Below are 15,948 nucleotides of genomic sequence, written 5' to 3'. Positions count from 1 at the left end.
AAGTGAGCATCGAGAAGCCCGAGATCGACTTCCCCGGTGGCGAGCCCCCGGCGGACCTCCAGATCAAGGACATCTGGGAGGGCGACGGCGCCGAAGCGGTGGCGGGTCAGAACGTCACCGTCCACTACGTGGGAGTTTCCTTCAGCACGGGCGAGGAGTTCGACGCCAGCTGGAACCGGGGTACCCCGTTCAAGTTCCCGCTGGGCGGGGGCCGGGTCATCAAGGGCTGGGACCTCGGTGTGCAGGGCATGAAGGTCGGTGGCCGGCGTGAGCTGACCATCCCGGCCCACCTCGCCTACGGCAACCAGAGCCCCACGCCGGCGATCAAGCCGGGCGAGACGCTGATCTTCGTGGTGGACCTGGTCGCGGTCTGACCGTCCGGTCCGATCGTCGTACGACAGTCGAATGTGATCGGGATCAGGTCGGATCGTCCTACGGCGTAGGTACGGGGTTCGACCGGACTTGATCATCCGGGGTCCATGCCTGTCCGGGCATGGGCCCTCGGCTTTTGCCGCGCCACTTCGGGGCGGTACGGTCATCCGTCGTAAGCACCATAGGGAAGGCGAAGGGCGTCGATGGCCATTGCCAAGGCAGAGCGGCTGATGAATCTGGCGCTGTGTCTGCTCGGAACGCGCAGGCCGCTGAGCAAGCGCGAGCTGCGTGACTCCATCGAGGCCTATCTCGAAGCGGGCAGCGACGACTCCTTCAATCGGATGTTCGAGCGCGACAAGGACGATCTGCGCGAGCTCGGACTGGTCATCGAAACGGTCGAGAACCTCGACGGTGAGATCGGCTACCGCGCCGGCCGCGACAGCAACCGGCTGCCGGCCATCACCCTCGACGCCGAGGAGGCCGCCGCCCTGGGCCTGGCCGCGAAGGTCTGGCAGCAGGCCCGCCTCGCCGGCGCGGCCAGTGGCGCGCTGCAGAAGCTGCGCGCGGCCGGGCTGCCCGAGGATGTCGACCCGTACGAGGCCCATGGCGCCCTGGAACCCCGTATTCCGGTGCACGAGGCGGCTTTCGAGCCGCTGATGCTGGCCTGCCGGGACCGCCGCCCGGTCGTCTTCGACTACCGCAAGGCCACCGCCGCCCGCCCGGAGCCCCGTCAGGTGGAGCCGTGGGCGCTGGAGTGCTGGCGCGGCCACTGGTATCTGGCGGGCTGGGACCGTGACCGGAGCGCCGAACGCGTGTTCAGGCTTTCGCGGATCACCGGGAAGGTCCGCAGCCGGAGCGCGAAGTTCACCGCCGAGGTGCCCGATGTCGTCACGGTCCGCGAGACCGTCGCCAGTTGGGCGGGGGAGAGCGCCGACCGTTCGGCGCTGATCCGGCTGCGGGTGGGCGCCGGCTACCCCCTTCGGGCGAAGGCGTCGGCGGTGCGGGAACTCGGCGACGGCTGGGACGAGTTGGAGATTCCGTACGGGCACGGGCTGGACGCCTGGCTGGTGGAGTTCGGACCGGACGTGGTGGTCCTGGAGCCGGCCGAGCTGCGTTCCGACGTGGTGGACCGGCTGCGCGCCGTGGCCAAGGGCTGAGGGAGAGCACAAGCAAGTGGCAGGCAAACCGGCCAGGCCCGTGAACGCCATCGACCAGACACGGCGAATGCTGTCCCTGGTGACGTATCTGCGCGAGCGGCCCGGCGCGCGCGTCGGTGACGTCGCGCGCGCGTTCGGAATCACCGAGGACGAGCTGGTCTCGGACTTGGACGTGCTGCCCATGTGCGGCACCAGCTTCCGCGGCGGTGACCTGCTCGACATCGACACCGACGGCGACCGGATCTGGTGGCACAACCCCGCGGCCCTCGGCGAGGAGGCCGCCGAACCGCTCAGACTGGCCGCCGACGAGGCGACCGCGCTGCTGGTCGCCGCCCGCGCGGTGTCCACCCTGCCCGGGCTGCGCGAGGGCGACCGGCAGGCGCTGCTGCGGGCCACCGCCAAGGTGGAGACGGCGGCGGGCGAGGCCGCCGGGGCCAGCGCGCGGCTGTCGGTGACCTTCGAGTCCGAGGGCGGGGTCTTCGCGGACGTCGACCGGGCGATCTCCGAGCGCCGCCGCCTGTGGATCCGCTACTACTCGCCCGCGCGCGACGAGCTCACCGAACGGGAGATCGACCCGATCCGCCTGGTCAGCGTCGGACACACCTACGTGGAGGCCTGGTGCCGGCGCTCCGAGGCGCGCCGCACCTTCCGCCTCGACCGGGTCGCCGAGATCAGGATCATGGACGAGGCGGCCGCCCCGCCGGAGATAGAGCTGCGGGACCTGTCGGAGGGCCTGGTGCAGCCCGCCGCCGAGGACCCCGAGGTGGTCGTCGAGGTCGGCCCCGGCGGACGCTGGGTCGCCGAGTACTACCCGCACGACAGCGCCGATGAGCTTCCCGACGGCGGGCTGCGTATCACTCTGCGCACCCCCGATCCGGCGTCGCTGCGGCGCCTGGCACTGCGGCTCGGCCGCGACGGGCGCATCGTCTCGCCGCAGGACCTCGCGGACAGCGCCCGACAGGCCGCCCAGGAGGCGCTGGCGGCGTACGACGCCCCCCGGGCCGCCCCTGGGACGCAGCTGCGGACGCCCGGGGCGCACGGAGTTCAGGACGGGCTGTACGACAGGCGGGAGCAGGGGCGTTGAGCGAGTCTCCGATGTCAGGTGTGCGGGACATGACCGTGGCCGCAGCCTTCGCCGGAATGAGAAGAGTGGCCCCCGTCGTGTTCCGCGCCGCCTGCCCGGACTGCCGCGGCAACTTCGAGCTCACCGCGAGCGCCCTGCGCCTGGCCATCGGTGCCACCAGCCGGACCACGTTCTACTCCTTCACCTGCCCCGACTGCGACGTGACCGTCCGCAAACCGGCCGGGGAGCGTGTCGTGGAACTGCTCACCGGCGGCGGGGTCAGGACACTGAGGCTGGCCGGGCCCTCGTGAGGCCCTGGGCGGCCCGCGGACGGGACCCGGGGAGGGGCTAGGCTCGGCGCCATGTTCTGGCCGATGTTCGCGATCGCTGTGGGGTTCCTGGGACTCGCCGTTCTCGGGGTGCTCGCCGTCCGGGTCTTCCTGGAGGCGCAGCGCCTGGGAAGGCAGGTCACGGACTCGGCGCGGCGCATCAGCCGCGCCGCCGAGGACCTGGAACGGGCCGCCGTGCACACGGCACGCTCTGTGGACGCGCTGTGACTGTCCGACGGCTCTCCTGTGAGTCCACGGGTTGATGTGTTTTGGGCGACTTCGCCCTGTCACCTTGTCGGTGTCGGCAGGTACGCTGCTGATCGCGGCCGGAAAACGAGGCCCGGACCGCAAACCGGGAGTACGCAAAGGGATTGCCTCAGGTTTACCCCCGAGCGTTACGATCGCTGTGAACACGACGGTCGGACGCCTGTCCGAACGATCGGACAGCATCCCCACCCAGCCGCCTCGGTGAGAAGGTAAAGACTTATGTTCGGAAGGCTCGGAGCCCCCGAGATCATTCTCATCCTCGTCGTCATCATCCTGTTGTTCGGCGCGAAGAAGCTTCCGGACATGGCGCGCTCGCTCGGCAAGTCCGCGCGCATCCTGAAGAGCGAAGCCAAGGCGATGAAGTCAGAGGGTCAGGACCCCGCCCCCGCCGCCCCGCCGCACACCGATGAGCCGGCCCCGGTGCAGCGCACCATCCAGGCCGCCCCCGGTGACGTGACGAGCGCCCGCCCGGTCACCGAGCCCACGGACACGACCAAGCGCTGACGCTGACGCAAGGCCGGATACCTCCGGCCTGCCGCACGAGATGAGGACGTGGGTTGCTCAAGTCTGCCCGCAACAAGGAGAAGGAGAGGGATCCCGAGGGGCGGATGCCCCTCGTGGAGCACCTCCGCGAGTTGCGAAACCGCCTCGTGAAGAGCCTGCTCGCGATCGTCGTCACGACCGTGATCGCGGCCTTCTTCTACAAGGACATCATCCAGTTCTTCACGGACCCGATCCTGGATGCGGTGGGGTGCAAGTACAGCTTCGCGGAGCTGGCCGAGGCCACCACTGACACGACCCAGTGCGCGCGCATCGTGCAGAACGGTCTGCTCAGCCCCTTCACGCTCGCGCTCACCGTTTCGCTGTCGTCCGGCGTCGTGCTCGCCACCCCGGTCTGGCTCTACCAGCTCTGGGGCTTCGTGGCGCCGGGCCTGCACCGGCACGAGAAGAAGTACAGCCTCGGCTTCGTGGGGGCGGGGTTCCCCCTGTTCCTGATGGGTGGCTACTTCGCCTACTGGTCACTGCCCAAGATGGCGTCCGTGATGCTGGAGTTCTCCATCATCGGCAGTGACAACCAGCTGCCTCTCGACGACCTTCTGCAGCTGATCATGCGGATGATCCTCGTCTTCGGCCTCTCCTTCGAGCTGCCGCTGCTGCTGGTGATGCTGAACTTCGGTGGCGTCCTCTCGGGCAAGAAGATGGCCGGCTGGTGGCGGGGCATGATCATGGGCATCACGGTGTTCGCCGCGATCGCCACCCCCAGCACCGACCCCATCTCCATGCTGGCGCTGGCCGGCCCCATCTGGATCATGTACTTCGGCGCGTCGGCCATCGCCCTGGCCAACGACAGACGCCGGTCCCGCCGCGACGCGGAGGGACCGGACGACGACGAGGCCTCCGACCTGGACCTCACCCCCGAGGACATCGGCGAGATCGAGACCGTCTCCGCCAGCCGGGCCGCCCTGCCCGAACAGACGGGCACGGAACGGGTCAACGGCTATGACGACGTGACCTGAGGCTCAGTCCCCACACCCCCGACATGGAAGCGGCCGGGGCGCCCACCAGGCGCCCCGGCCGCTTCCACGTTGTTGAGCTGCGTCGATCCCGGGTTTCGCAGGCATCGATCCGGATAATGATCGTCCTGTTGTCAGTGGGGGCCGGTAGTCTCGAAAGCACGATGACAGAGGACCTCTCACCGGCCGAGCGGTATGCGGCAGCACGCAAGCGCGCTGTCGAGCAGGCCACCGCACTCGCGTCCTTCCGCGAGATGTACGACTTCGGCCTCGACCCCTTCCAGATCGAGGCCTGCCAGGCGCTCGAAGCGGGGAAGGGCGTGCTGGTGGCCGCCCCCACCGGTTCGGGCAAGACGATCGTCGGCGAGTTCGCCGTCCATCTCGCCCTCCAGCAGGGCAAGAAGTGCTTCTACACGACACCCATCAAGGCCCTGTCGAACCAGAAGTACTCCGACCTGTGCCGTCGTTACGGCGCGGACAAGGTCGGCCTGCTCACCGGCGACAACAGCGTCAACTCCGATGCCCCGGTGGTCGTGATGACCACCGAGGTGCTGCGGAACATGCTGTACGCGGGCTCGCAGACCCTCCTGGGCCTCGGTTACGTGGTGATGGACGAGGTGCACTACCTCTCCGACCGCTTCCGAGGCGCCGTGTGGGAGGAAGTGATCATCCACCTCCCCGAGTCGGTCACCCTCGTCTCGCTGTCGGCGACCGTGTCCAACGCCGAGGAGTTCGGCGACTGGCTCGACACCGTGCGCGGCGACACCCAGGTGATCGTCTCCGAGCACCGGCCCGTGCCCCTGTTCCAGCACGTGCTCGCCGGACGCCGGATGTACGACCTCTTCGAGGAGGGCGAGGGCAGCAGGAAGGCCGTCAACCCCGACCTCACGAGGCTCGCGCGGATGGAGGCCCAGCGGCCGTCCTTCCAGGACCGCAAACGCGGGCGCGCCATGCGCGAGGCCGACCGTGAGCGGGAGCGCAGATCCCGCTCACGCGTGTGGACGCCGGGGCGGCCCGAAGTCATCGAACGGCTCGACTCCGAGGGCCTGTTGCCCGCCATCACCTTCATCTTCAGCCGCGCCGCCTGCGAGGCCGCCGTACAGCAGTGCCTGTACGCGGGACTTCGGCTGAACGACGACGAGGCGCGGGAGCGGGTGCGTGCCCTCGTCGAGGAGCGCACCGCCTCCATCCCCAACGAGGACCTGCACGTCCTCGGGTACTACGAGTGGCTGGAGGGCCTGGAGCGAGGCATCGCCGCCCACCACGCGGGCATGCTGCCCACGTTCAAGGAGGTCGTCGAGGAACTCTTCGTACAGGGCCTCGTGAAGGCCGTGTTCGCCACGGAGACCCTCGCGCTCGGCATCAACATGCCCGCCCGCTCGGTCGTGCTGGAGAAGCTCGTCAAGTGGAACGGCGAACAGCACGCCGACATCACCCCCGGCGAGTACACCCAGCTGACCGGCCGCGCCGGCCGCCGCGGCATCGACGTCGAGGGTCACGCCGTGGTGCTGTGGCAGCGCGGTATGAGCCCCGACCACCTGGCGGGACTGGCCGGCACGCGCACGTATCCGCTGCGCTCCAGCTTCAAACCGTCGTACAACATGGCGGTCAACCTCGTGGAGCAGTTCGGGCGGCACCGCTCGCGCGAACTGCTGGAGACCTCGTTCGCGCAGTTCCAGGCCGACAAGTCGGTCGTCGGGATCTCCCGGCAGGTGCAGCGCAACGAGGAGGGCCTGGACGGCTACAAGGAGTCGATGACCTGCCACCTGGGCGACTTCGAGGAGTACGCGGCACTGCGCCGCGACCTCAAGGACCGGGAGACCGACCTGGCCCGGCAGGGCGCCGCCCAGCGGCGCGCCGAGGCCGCCGTCGCGCTGGAGAAGCTCAAGCCCGGTGACATCATCCATGTTCCCACGGGCAAGTACGCGGGTCTCGCGCTCGTCCTCGACCCGGGGCTGCCCGCCGGCCGGTCCAACGGCCACCGCGGCTTCGAGCAGCACGACGGACCGCGCCCGCTGGTGCTCACGGCCGAACGTCAGGTGAAGCGGCTCGCGTCGATGGACTTCCCTGTGCCCGTCGAGCCGTTGGAGCGGATGCGGGTCCCCAAGTCCTTCAACCCGCGTTCGCCGCAGTCACGTCGGGACCTCGCGTCCGCGCTGCGCACCAAGGCCGGGCACATCCCGCCCGAGCGGGCCCGTAAGCAGCGGGCCCAGGCGGCCGACGACCGTGAGATCGCCCGGCTGCGCACCGCGATCCGCGCCCACGCCTGCCACGGCTGCAACGACCGTGAGGACCACGCCCGTTGGGCCGAGCGCTACTACCGGCTGCTGCGCGACACCTCGCAGCTGGAACGGCGTATCGAGGGCCGCACCAACACCATCGCCCGCACGTTCGACCGCATCGTCGCCCTGCTCACCGAGCTGGACTATCTGCGCGCCGACGAGGTGACCGAGCACGGCAAGCGGCTCGCCCGGCTCTACGGCGAGCTGGACCTGCTGACCAGTGAATGCCTGCGGGCGGGCGTGTGGGACGGGCTGTCGCCCGCCGAACTCGCCGCATGCGTCTCGGCGTTGGTGTACGAGTCCCGGGCCGCCGACGACGCCATGGCGCCGAAGGTGCCGTCCGGCAAGGCCAAGGCCGCGCTCGGCGAGATGGTCCGTATCTGGGGCCGGCTCGACGCGCTGGAGGAGGAGTTCCGGATCACCCAGAGCGAGGGCGTCGGCCAGCGCGAGCCCGACCTCGGCTTCGCCTGGGCGGCCTACGAGTGGGCCTCGGGCAAGGGCCTGGACGAGGTGCTGCGCGAGGCGGAGATGCCGGCCGGCGACTTCGTCCGGTGGTGCAAGCAGGTCATCGACGTCCTCGGCCAGATCTCGGCCGCGGCGCCTGTCTCCGGCGCGGAGGGGTCGTCGGTCGCGAAGAACGCGCGCAAGGCTGTGGAAGGGCTGCTGCGGGGGGTTGTCGCCTACTCGTCGGTGGGGTAGCCCCCGGCGGTCCGGCGGGTTGTGGTCCGGCCCGGTGGACGGATGGTGGGTGCGGGCGGTTCACCGTAGCCGCTCGACCCACCCGGTGGAACCGCAGGCCGGCTCGGCACCGTGCCCTTTGGGGCGCGTCTGCGCTGCCGGTCTCCCGTGCGTCCGGCGCTGGTTGCGCTCGGGTGCCCGAGACCGGGCGGTCAGGGACGGTCGTCCAGGTACGCGCGCCAGCCGCCGTACGTCGTGATGTCCTCGGCGCCTTCGAGGGCGGCCGGTTCGCACAGGAACCCGGATACGTGGGTGCCGTCGGCGAGTTCGACGCGGCCCAGGGCCATCGGGCGGGGGAGGGCGGCGAGGAAGCGGCCGAGGCCTTCGGCGGGGAGTAGCCACACCTCGGCCTCGATGGCCGCTCCGCCGGTTTCCCCCTCGCCGACGTGGACGAGGCCCGGCTTCGGCGGGGTCGTGGGGAGGGCGTGCAGACGGTAGACGGGGGCCGTCGTGGTCGTACGTTCCAGCCTGGCGCCCAGGGCGAGGAGCTGAGGGTTCAGTGGCTGGCCCGCGAGATGCGCGCCGACCACCGCGAGGCGGGTCTCGGGCCGGAGCAGGCGGGCGATCGTGGCGAGCCGTTCGTCGGTGAACGCCGGGCCGATCAGCATCACGCCGAAGGGGAGACCGTCGACCTTGCCCGCTGGTACGGCGACCGCGGCCTGGTCGAAGAGGTTCGTGGAGTTGGTGAAGCGGCCAAGCCGGGCGTTCGCGCCGAGCGGGTCGGCGGCGACCTCGGCGAGGGTGGGGTGACCGGGGGCCGTGGGCAGCAACAGGGCGTCTGCGTCGGCAAGTTCGGCGAGCGCGCGGGTGTGCAGGGCGGCCAGTCGCTCCTGGTCGGCGTAGAGCTGGTGGGCGGGAATGTCGCGGGCTCGGGTGATGATGCCGGCGACGGTGGGGTCGAGGGTCGCGCCGGCTTCACCTCCCTCGGCGAGCAACTTGTCGACAAAGGCACCCACGGCTGTGTAGCGCTCCGCGACGAACGCGCCCTGGTACAGCATCGCGGCGGCCTCGGTGAACGGCGTGAGGTCGAGGGTGTGGATGGAGACACCTGCCGTGCGGAGTTGGGCCACCGCGGATTCGTACGCCTGTGCCCAGCCCGGGTCGAGTTCGCCGAGTTGGGCGAGCGGCGGGACCGCCACGCGCCAGGGGCCGGGGGCGCGCTGGGGGAGGGGCGGGAGGTCGCGGTCGGACGGGGACGCCATGTACGCGAGTGCCTGCTCGGCCTCGGGGAGCGTACGGGCGAAGACGGTCACACAGTCGAGGGAGGCACAGGCGGGGACGACGCCGGTGGTGGGTACCAGGCCTCGGGTCGGCTTGAGCCCGACGATGCCGTTGAAGGCGGCGGGGACGCGGCCGGAGCCGGCGGTGTCGGTGCCGAGGGCGAAGTCGACGAGGCCCAGTGTCACGGCTGTGGCGGAGCCGGAGCTCGATCCGCCGCTGATACGGGTGGGGTCGTGGGCGTTGCGGACGGGGCCGTAGGGGGAGCGGGTGCCTACCAGGCCGGTGGCGAACTGGTCGAGGTTGGTGGTGCCGAGGAGGAGGGCACCGGCGTGTCTGAGGCGGGCGACGACCGGGGCGTCGGCCTCGGGGTGGTAGGCGTAGGCGGGGCAGCCGGCGGTGGTGGGGAGGCCCTGGACGTCGATGTTGCCCTTGGCGGCGAAGAGTTTGCCGGCGAGGGGGAGGTGGTCGCCTGCGGCGAGGCGTTCGTCGATGCGGGTGGCTTCTGCCTCGACCTCGGGCTGGGGGCGCAGGTCGATCCATACCTCGGGGCGGTCCACGGCGTCGATGCGGGCGTAGGCCGTACGGACTCGGGTGAGGATGGTCGACATCGGTGCTCCTTGGGCTGGGGTGGTGCTGTCGGCTGCGGGTGGGTGAAGGGGGTTCGCCCCCGCCGCCCCTACCCGTCCCGTTCCTGTTCAGGGGGCTGCGCTCCCAGACCCCCGCTTCGGCCCTGAAGGGGCCTCGTCCTCAAACGCCGGACGGGCTGAAGGATCCCGCCCCTTGGGGTCCCCCCTCCGGGGGAGTTTGAGGAGCGGGAGTTCGGGAGCGGAGCCCCCCGAGGATGGGACGGGTAAGGGAGGCGGGGGCGAGAATCTACGTGGGCCGTATGTCAGGCGGGCGGGGTCAGGACCATCAGGGCTGTGCCCGCCTCCACCTGGGCACCCGGTCTGGTCAGGATCTCGTGGACCACTCCTGATATCGGGGCGTGTATCCGGGACTCCATCTTCATCGCCTCCAGGGCCAGGAGCGGCTGGCCCGCTGTCACCTCGTCGCCCGGCGACACGTTCAACTGCCATACCGACGCGGCGAATTCGGCCTCGATCAGGCGCCCCCCGGCCGGCACCGTCACTTCGGGGGAGGGTGCCGGAGACACCGTGGCCGCCTCCGCCCTCGTGAACTCGCCCGCCGCCTCCCACGCGTCCCGTTCCGCCGAGAAGGCCGCGCCCTGGCGGGAGCGGAACTCCGCGATCGAGTCCGCGTTCTCCGCCAGGAAACCCTCGTACTCCGCCAGCGAGAAGACGCCCTCCTCGATGCGGGGGACGAAGCGGCCCGAAGTGATGTCGGCGCGCAGTTCGAGGAGTTCGTCGGGCTCGACGGCGTACCACTTGATGCGGTCGAAGAACCGCAGCAGCCATGGTGAGCCCGGCTCGAACGCGCCGCGCTGCTGCCAGCCCGACCACACTTGGGTCGTACGGCCGACGAACTGGTAGCCGCCCGGACCCTCCATGCCGTAGATGCAGAGGTAGGCGCCGCCGATGCCCACCGAGTTCTCCGCCGTCCAGGTGCGGGCCGGGTTGTACTTCGTCGTCACCAGGCGGTGGCGGGGGTCCAGCGGGGTGGCTACGGGTGCGCCCAAGTAGACGTCTCCCAGGCCCAGTACGAGGTACTCCGCCTCGAAGACCGTGCGGTACACGTCGTCGACCGAGGCGAGGCCGTTCACTCGGCGGATGAACTCGATGTTCCACGGGCACCAGGGCGCGTCGTCGCGGACGCCCGCCATGTAGCGGGCGATCGCCTCACGGGTCGCCGGGTCGTCCCAGGAGAGGGGGAGATGGATCGTGCGGGAGGGGACCGTGAGGCGGTCCGCGGGGGGCAGGGCGGTCGCCGTCTGCCGTATGGCGGCGAGCAGTTCGGGCTGGGGGAGCACGGCCGGGTCCGCCTGGATCTGGAGCGAGCGGATGCCCGGCGTCAGGTCTGTCACCCCGTCGAGTTGCAGCTCCGTCACCGCCTCCATCAGGGCGTGGACGCGCATCCGGAGCGCCAGGTCCAGCTGCATGGGCCCGAATTCGACCAGCAGGTTGTCGTCGCCGCTTCGCCGGTACGTGATGTCGCCGTCCCGGGCCAGCACGCCGCCGTCCACGATCGCCGCCCGCTGCACGCCTGTTGTGTCCACCGGTGCGAAGCGGACCGTGTCGCCGGGGCGCAGCTGGCCCAGCTTCCAGCGTTCCGTGCTGAGGACCGTCGCCGGGCACACGAAGCCGCCGAGCGAGGGGCCGTCCGGGCCCAGCAGGACCGGCATGTCGCCCGTGTAGTCGACGGCGCCCACGGAGTAGGGCGTGTCGTGGATGTTGGACGGGTGCAGGCCCGCCTCGCCACCGTCGGTGCGCGCCCAGCGGGGCTTGGGGCCGACCAGTCGTACGCCGGTGCGGGCCGAGTTGAAGTGGACCTTCCAGTCGGCCGCGTAGAAGTCGTGGATGTCCTCCTCGGTGAAGAACTCCGGTGCCGCGTGCGGGCCCTCGACGGCGCCGATGTGCCAGGGGGACGCGAACTCCGGACGGTCGGTCGGTGGGACCGGGGCGCCCGACGCCGTAGCCGCTCCGCCGTGCAGGACGTCCCCCGTGCGCAGCGCCCGGCCGCCGTGGCCGCCGAACCTGCCCAGCGTGAAGGTGGCCGCGCTGCCGAGGAACGGTGGCACATCCAGGCCGCCGCCCGCGAACAGCACGTACGTCCGCAGGCCCTGTTCGGTCGGAGCACCGATCTGCAGTACTCCACCCGCCGGTACCGTCACCGGCTCCCACTGGGCGACCGGTGATCCGTCCAGCGTGATCGGTGCCGGGGCCCCGGTCACGCACACCGTCGTGGGATGCGTGAACCTCAACGACGGTCCCTGGAGGGTGCATTCGAGTCCGGGGGCGCCCTCGTCGTTGCCCAGGGCACGGTTGCCGAGCCGGAACGAACGGTCGTCCATCGGGCCGCACGGCGGCACACCCACCTGCCAGTAGCCGGTGCGGCCCGGCCAGTCCTGGACCGTGGTGAGAGTCCCTCCCGAGACGACCTCGATGCGCGGAGTCGGATCGCTCACGCCGGCGAGGGTCGCCGTCGAGTGCGTCGCGGCGCGGAAGTCCCGGTTCGCCAGAGCCGCCCGCACCAGGCCGAGGTTGGTCTCGATGCCGTCGACCCGGGTGCGGGCCAGTGCCTCGTCGAGCCGGCGCAGCGCGTGCTCCCGGTCGGCGCCGTACGCGATCACCTTCGCGAGCATCGGGTCGTACGACGTGGTCACCTCGGTGCCCGTCTCCACCCAGCCGTCGACCCGCACCCCGCCCGGGAACTCCACCCGCGTCAACAGGCCCGCGCTGGGCCGGTGTTCACGAGAGGGGTCCTCGGCGTAGACACGGGCCTCGACGGCGTGACCGCGTGGGGTGCCCGGGTCCTGTACGACGTCCCGCTCACCGCGGGCCAGCCGCAGCATCCAGGCGACGAGGTCGACGCCGTAGATCTCCTCCGTGACCGGATGTTCCACCTGGAGACGGGTGTTGACCTCCAGGAAGTAGGCCTCCTCGCGGGCGGCGTCGTACACGAACTCCACCGTTCCGGCGGAGCGGTAGCCGACCGAGGCGCACAAGTCGGAGGCAGAGGATGCCAGTTGGGCTCGGACATGCGCGGGAATCCCGGGCGCCGGGGCTTCCTCCACCACCTTCTGGTTGCGGCGCTGGAGCGAGCAGTCGCGGTCGCCGAAGGTCACGACCCGGCCCTCGCCGTCGCCGAAGACCTGCACCTCGACATGGCGGGCGCGTTCGACCAGCCGCTCCAGGAAGACACCGGCCGAGGAGAAGGAGGCGGCGGCGACGCGCTGCACCCGCTCCCAGGCGTCGGCGAGTTCGGCGGCCGAGGCGCAGGCGGACATGCCGATGCCGCCGCCCCCGCCGGTCGCCTTGAGCATCACGGGATAGCCGATGGCGGCAGCCTGTTCGTACGCCTCGTCGAGCGAGGCCAGCAGTCCGGTGCCGGGTGCGAGGGGCACTCCCGCCGCCTCGGCCGCCGCCCGGGCCGTGTGCTTGGCGCCGAACAGCTCCAGCTGCCCCGGCGTCGGCCCCACGAACACGATCCCGGCGTCCTCGCAGCGCCGCGCGAAGTCCGCGTCCTCGGAAAGGAAGCCGTACCCGGGATGGATCGCCCCCGCGCCCGTCTCCTTGGCCGCTGCCAGCACCAGGTCGGCGTCGAGGTACGACTCCTTCGCGGGCGCCGGACCGAGCCGCACCGCCTGGTCGGCCAGCCGGATGTGCGGGGCGGAGCGGTCGGGGTCGGAGTACACCGCGACCGTACGCAGGCCCAACTCCCGTGCCGTACGGATGATGCGCACGGCGATCTCGCCCCGGTTGGCGACCAGCAGCGTGTCGAAGGTCATGCCGGGCCCGCCTCGGTGCCCGCCTCGGTGATGGTCATCTCCACCTCGGTCGGGTCGAAGCCGTTGCAGGGGTTGTTGATCTGGGGGCAGTTGGAGACCAGGACCAGCACATCGCACTCGGCGCGGAGCGTGAGTGAGAGTCCCGGGGCCGAGAGGCCGTCCACGATGCCGAGCGTGCCGTCCTTCTCCACCGGCACGTTCATGTACCAGTTGATGTTGGAGACCAAGTCCCTTTTGTCCAGGCCGTGTTTGGCGCCCTCGGCCAGGAAGTTGTCCACGCACGCGTGCTGCGACCAGGTGTGGTGGCCGTACCGCAGGGTGTTCGACTCCTTGGAGCAGGCGCCGCCGACCGTGTCGTGGCGGCCGACGTCGTCGGCGGCCACGGTCATCAGGGGCGTGTGCTCGTTCGACATCAGAACGCTGCCCGTGGTGAGGAAGATCCCGCCCTGCGCGTGGATCGTGTCGGGCGCGCTGTAGCGCACGGACGTGTCGTGGGCGTCGTACACGAGGAAGTCGACGGCCTGGTTGCCGTGCAGGTCGGTGATGGTCAGCGTCCCGCCGGCGCGGACGACGGACGACCAGGCGGCGCGGGCCGGAACGACGGTCGTCCGGACGATCGGTGTGGTGGTCATGCCAGCCCCCTCGCGGCAAGGAATTCGGCGGTGTTCAGGAACGCGCGGCGGCCCTCGGGCGTGGCCTCCCACAGCGGGTCGCCGGGGCGGGTCGCCTCGGCGCGCCAGGCCAGCACCTCCAGCGGGGTGCTGACGTAGTCGTCGCGCGGGTCGGCGGGGTGCGGGACGTTCGCGATCAGCACCGTGACGTCCTGCTCGGCGCGCAGCGTCACGCTGCCGCCCGGTCCGGCCGAGCCGGTGAAGTCGAGGGCGCCGTCCTCGCGTACCTCCACGCCCTGGAAGAAGGAGAGCGAGGGCGGCAGATCGCGCGGTCGGAGGCCGTTCTTGGCCGCTGCCAGCTTGAACAGTTCACGGCCGGCGGGGGAGGGCGACTGCGGGGTGCCGGCGCCGTACCGGCCGGTGTTGCGTACGAGGGTCGAGGTGCCGCACAGCGCGTCGTGGCGCCCGGAGGTGTCGGAGACCAGCGAGGCGAGGACCCGGCCCTGGTCGGACAGGAGCAACTGCCCCTCGCCGAGGTAGGCGTTCCACTGGACCTTGACCGTGTCGGCGACGTTCAGCCGCTCCCAGGGCCGGTCCGCGACGAAGAGCAGCAGATGGGCGCAGGCGTCGCCGCTCAGGTCGGTCAGGCGCAGTTCGGTGCCGCGGGCCAGTACCCGGTGCGTGTAGTTGCCGCCCGCCACCGTCTCGGCCCACACCAGATGGCCCGCCGCACAGGGCGGCGCGGGCCAGTCGGCGGCCGGGACGACGGGCATGGCCTCGGCCCGGGCGCCCTCCTGGGCGCGGGCGTGGTCGCGGGCTCCGTACGTGGTCGATGTCCCCATCGCGGGTCCTCCGGCTCCGAAGTCGTACTGCTTCTCGTACTGCTTCTGGTGCGCTTCTCGTGGTGCTTGTGTCTGTCCTGCTGCCTAATTTCTGTCGCGCGACAGAAATTAGACGGACGGCGAGACGCTGGAATTGCCCGTGCGTTGCCACCCGGTTACCGATTGCTCACGGAGATCATCGGACCGGCCGGTATGCGAGGATCGAACACATGGGAACGACGGGCGGGCCGGGCGGACGGCGGGTCGGCAGGCCGCGGGTCTCGCAGCGGCCGGACAGTGGGCTCACCCCACGGGCCGAACTGCGTTCCGCAGCGGCCGAGTTGTTCACCACCCGCGGCTATGCGGCCACCACCACCCGGATCATCGCCGAGCGGGCGGGGATGCGTCAGGCGTCCATGTACCACTACGTCTCCGGCAAGGAGGAGCTGCTCGCCGAGCTCCTGGAGTCCACCGTCACCCCCTCGTTGACGTACGCCCGTGGGCTGCTCGCCGATGACACGACCCCGGCCGAGGACCGGTTGTGGGAGCTGTGCCGCACCGACGTCGAGTTGCTCTGCGGCGGCCCGCACAACCTCGGCGGCCTCTACCTCCTCCCCGAGGTGCGCGCCGAACGCTTCGCCGGTTTCCACGCCGTGCGGGCCGAACTCAAGGACGCCTACCGGCAGCTGCTGGCGGCGACGGCCGCCGGGGGCGCGCTCGCCAAGAGTGAGCTGGATCTGCGGACGGATCTGCTCTTCGGGCTCATCGAGGGCGTCATCCTCGTGCATCGTTCCGACCCCGAGCGCCCGGTCTCGGTCTTCGCGGAAGCCACGGCGGACGCGGCGCTGCGCATCGCCGGTATCTGAGGGCCGCGGCAGCCACGAGGGCCTCCTGAGGCCCGCATTCACCCGTCACGGTGAGTGGTTCTCGTACGCCCTTGCGTCGTAACGCACTGTGTGCGATTGCATCCGCAGCGTGCAAATGGGCTGAGAGTACTCCACTTGGGAGGGGTATTTCAGAGGCTTGCCGAATATGACACGGCGTTGATCCGGTCGGACTAAGCTCGCCCGCAGCGCACCGAGTTGGGATGTATTCGTGCGCTTGTTCCCAAAAATACCGAAGATCCAGACAATCCCCAGACGTACCCCACAGCAAGCTCCCCCAACCC

Annotated in this window: 13 protein-coding genes; 9 read left to right on the top strand and 4 right to left on the bottom strand. The window is 70.7% G+C overall.

From position 1 onward, the window contains the following. Nucleotides 1-2 precede the first annotated feature (2 nt). The 8 genes from OHN74_RS07665 to OHN74_RS07630 all read left to right on the top strand — a co-directional run bounded on the left by OHN74_RS07665 (nucleotide 3) and on the right by OHN74_RS07630 (nucleotide 7,683). Complete coding sequence (locus OHN74_RS07665) at nucleotides 3-374, top strand: FKBP-type peptidyl-prolyl cis-trans isomerase (protein ID WP_189146341.1); 372 nt, start codon at nucleotides 3-5, stop codon at nucleotides 372-374. Nucleotides 375-575: 201 nt separating this feature from the next. Continuing rightward, on the top strand, nucleotides 576-1,529 hold the full coding sequence (locus tag OHN74_RS07660; RefSeq protein ID WP_327693766.1) for a helix-turn-helix transcriptional regulator: 954 nt from the start codon (nucleotides 576-578) through the stop codon (nucleotides 1,527-1,529). Nucleotides 1,530-1,545: 16 nt separating this feature from the next. Then, nucleotides 1,546-2,613: a helix-turn-helix transcriptional regulator gene (locus OHN74_RS07655; RefSeq protein WP_327693765.1), complete on the top strand. Its 1,068-nt coding sequence runs from the start codon at nucleotides 1,546-1,548 to the stop codon at nucleotides 2,611-2,613. After that, on the top strand, nucleotides 2,610-2,903 hold the full coding sequence (locus tag OHN74_RS07650) for a hypothetical protein (RefSeq protein WP_189146338.1): 294 nt from the start codon (nucleotides 2,610-2,612) through the stop codon (nucleotides 2,901-2,903). Before OHN74_RS07655 ends, OHN74_RS07650 begins: the two co-directional genes overlap by 4 nt. 51 nt (nucleotides 2,904-2,954) lie before the next feature. Further along, nucleotides 2,955-3,149, top strand: coding sequence for a hypothetical protein (locus OHN74_RS07645; protein WP_327693764.1), 195 nt, complete (start codon nucleotides 2,955-2,957; stop codon nucleotides 3,147-3,149). Between the two features lie 258 nt (nucleotides 3,150-3,407). Then, entirely contained in the window at nucleotides 3,408-3,692 is a 285-nt protein-coding gene (tatA, locus tag OHN74_RS07640) for a Sec-independent protein translocase subunit TatA (RefSeq protein ID WP_164408752.1), read from the top strand. A 53-nt stretch (nucleotides 3,693-3,745) separates the two neighbouring features. Then, on the top strand, nucleotides 3,746-4,705 hold the full coding sequence (gene tatC / locus OHN74_RS07635) for a twin-arginine translocase subunit TatC (RefSeq protein ID WP_327693763.1): 960 nt from the start codon (nucleotides 3,746-3,748) through the stop codon (nucleotides 4,703-4,705). 116 nt (nucleotides 4,706-4,821) lie between these two features. After that, nucleotides 4,822-7,683 carry a DEAD/DEAH box helicase gene (locus tag OHN74_RS07630; RefSeq protein ID WP_327693762.1) on the top strand — a complete coding sequence of 954 codons (2,862 nt, stop codon included), beginning with the start codon at nucleotides 4,822-4,824 and terminating at the stop codon, nucleotides 7,681-7,683. 191 nt (nucleotides 7,684-7,874) lie between these two features. Here OHN74_RS07630 and atzF read toward each other — a convergent pair whose 3' ends face one another. The 4 genes from atzF to OHN74_RS07610 form a co-directional block, all read right to left on the bottom strand. Beyond that, a complete protein-coding gene (gene atzF, locus OHN74_RS07625) occupies nucleotides 7,875-9,551 on the bottom strand; it encodes an allophanate hydrolase (protein ID WP_327693761.1) in 1,677 nt (558 codons plus the stop codon). Between the two features lie 281 nt (nucleotides 9,552-9,832). After that, nucleotides 9,833-13,348 (bottom strand): 5-oxoprolinase/urea amidolyase family protein, encoded by a 3,516-nt coding sequence (locus tag OHN74_RS07620; protein ID WP_327693760.1) that lies wholly within the window; start codon nucleotides 13,346-13,348, stop codon nucleotides 9,833-9,835. Beyond that, a complete protein-coding gene (locus OHN74_RS07615) occupies nucleotides 13,345-13,980 on the bottom strand; it encodes an urea amidolyase associated protein UAAP2 (RefSeq protein ID WP_327693759.1) in 636 nt (211 codons plus the stop codon). Before OHN74_RS07615 ends, OHN74_RS07620 begins: the two co-directional genes overlap by 4 nt. Further along, entirely contained in the window at nucleotides 13,977-14,801 is an 825-nt protein-coding gene (locus tag OHN74_RS07610; RefSeq protein WP_327693758.1) for an urea amidolyase associated protein UAAP1, read from the bottom strand. The genes OHN74_RS07615 and OHN74_RS07610 overlap by 4 nt, the downstream gene beginning before the upstream one ends. Nucleotides 14,802-15,010: 209 nt before the next feature. On the opposite strand from OHN74_RS07610, the gene OHN74_RS07605 reads away from it, so the two are divergent. Continuing rightward, entirely contained in the window at nucleotides 15,011-15,646 is a 636-nt protein-coding gene (locus OHN74_RS07605; RefSeq protein ID WP_327693757.1) for a TetR/AcrR family transcriptional regulator, read from the top strand. Nucleotides 15,647-15,948 lie beyond the last annotated feature (302 nt).

Source organism: Streptomyces sp. NBC_00459, assembly GCF_036013955.1.
Classification (GTDB): domain Bacteria; phylum Actinomycetota; class Actinomycetes; order Streptomycetales; family Streptomycetaceae; genus Streptomyces.
Note: the sequence above shows the minus strand (reverse complement) of the source record. Positions and strands in the feature narration are given on the sequence as shown.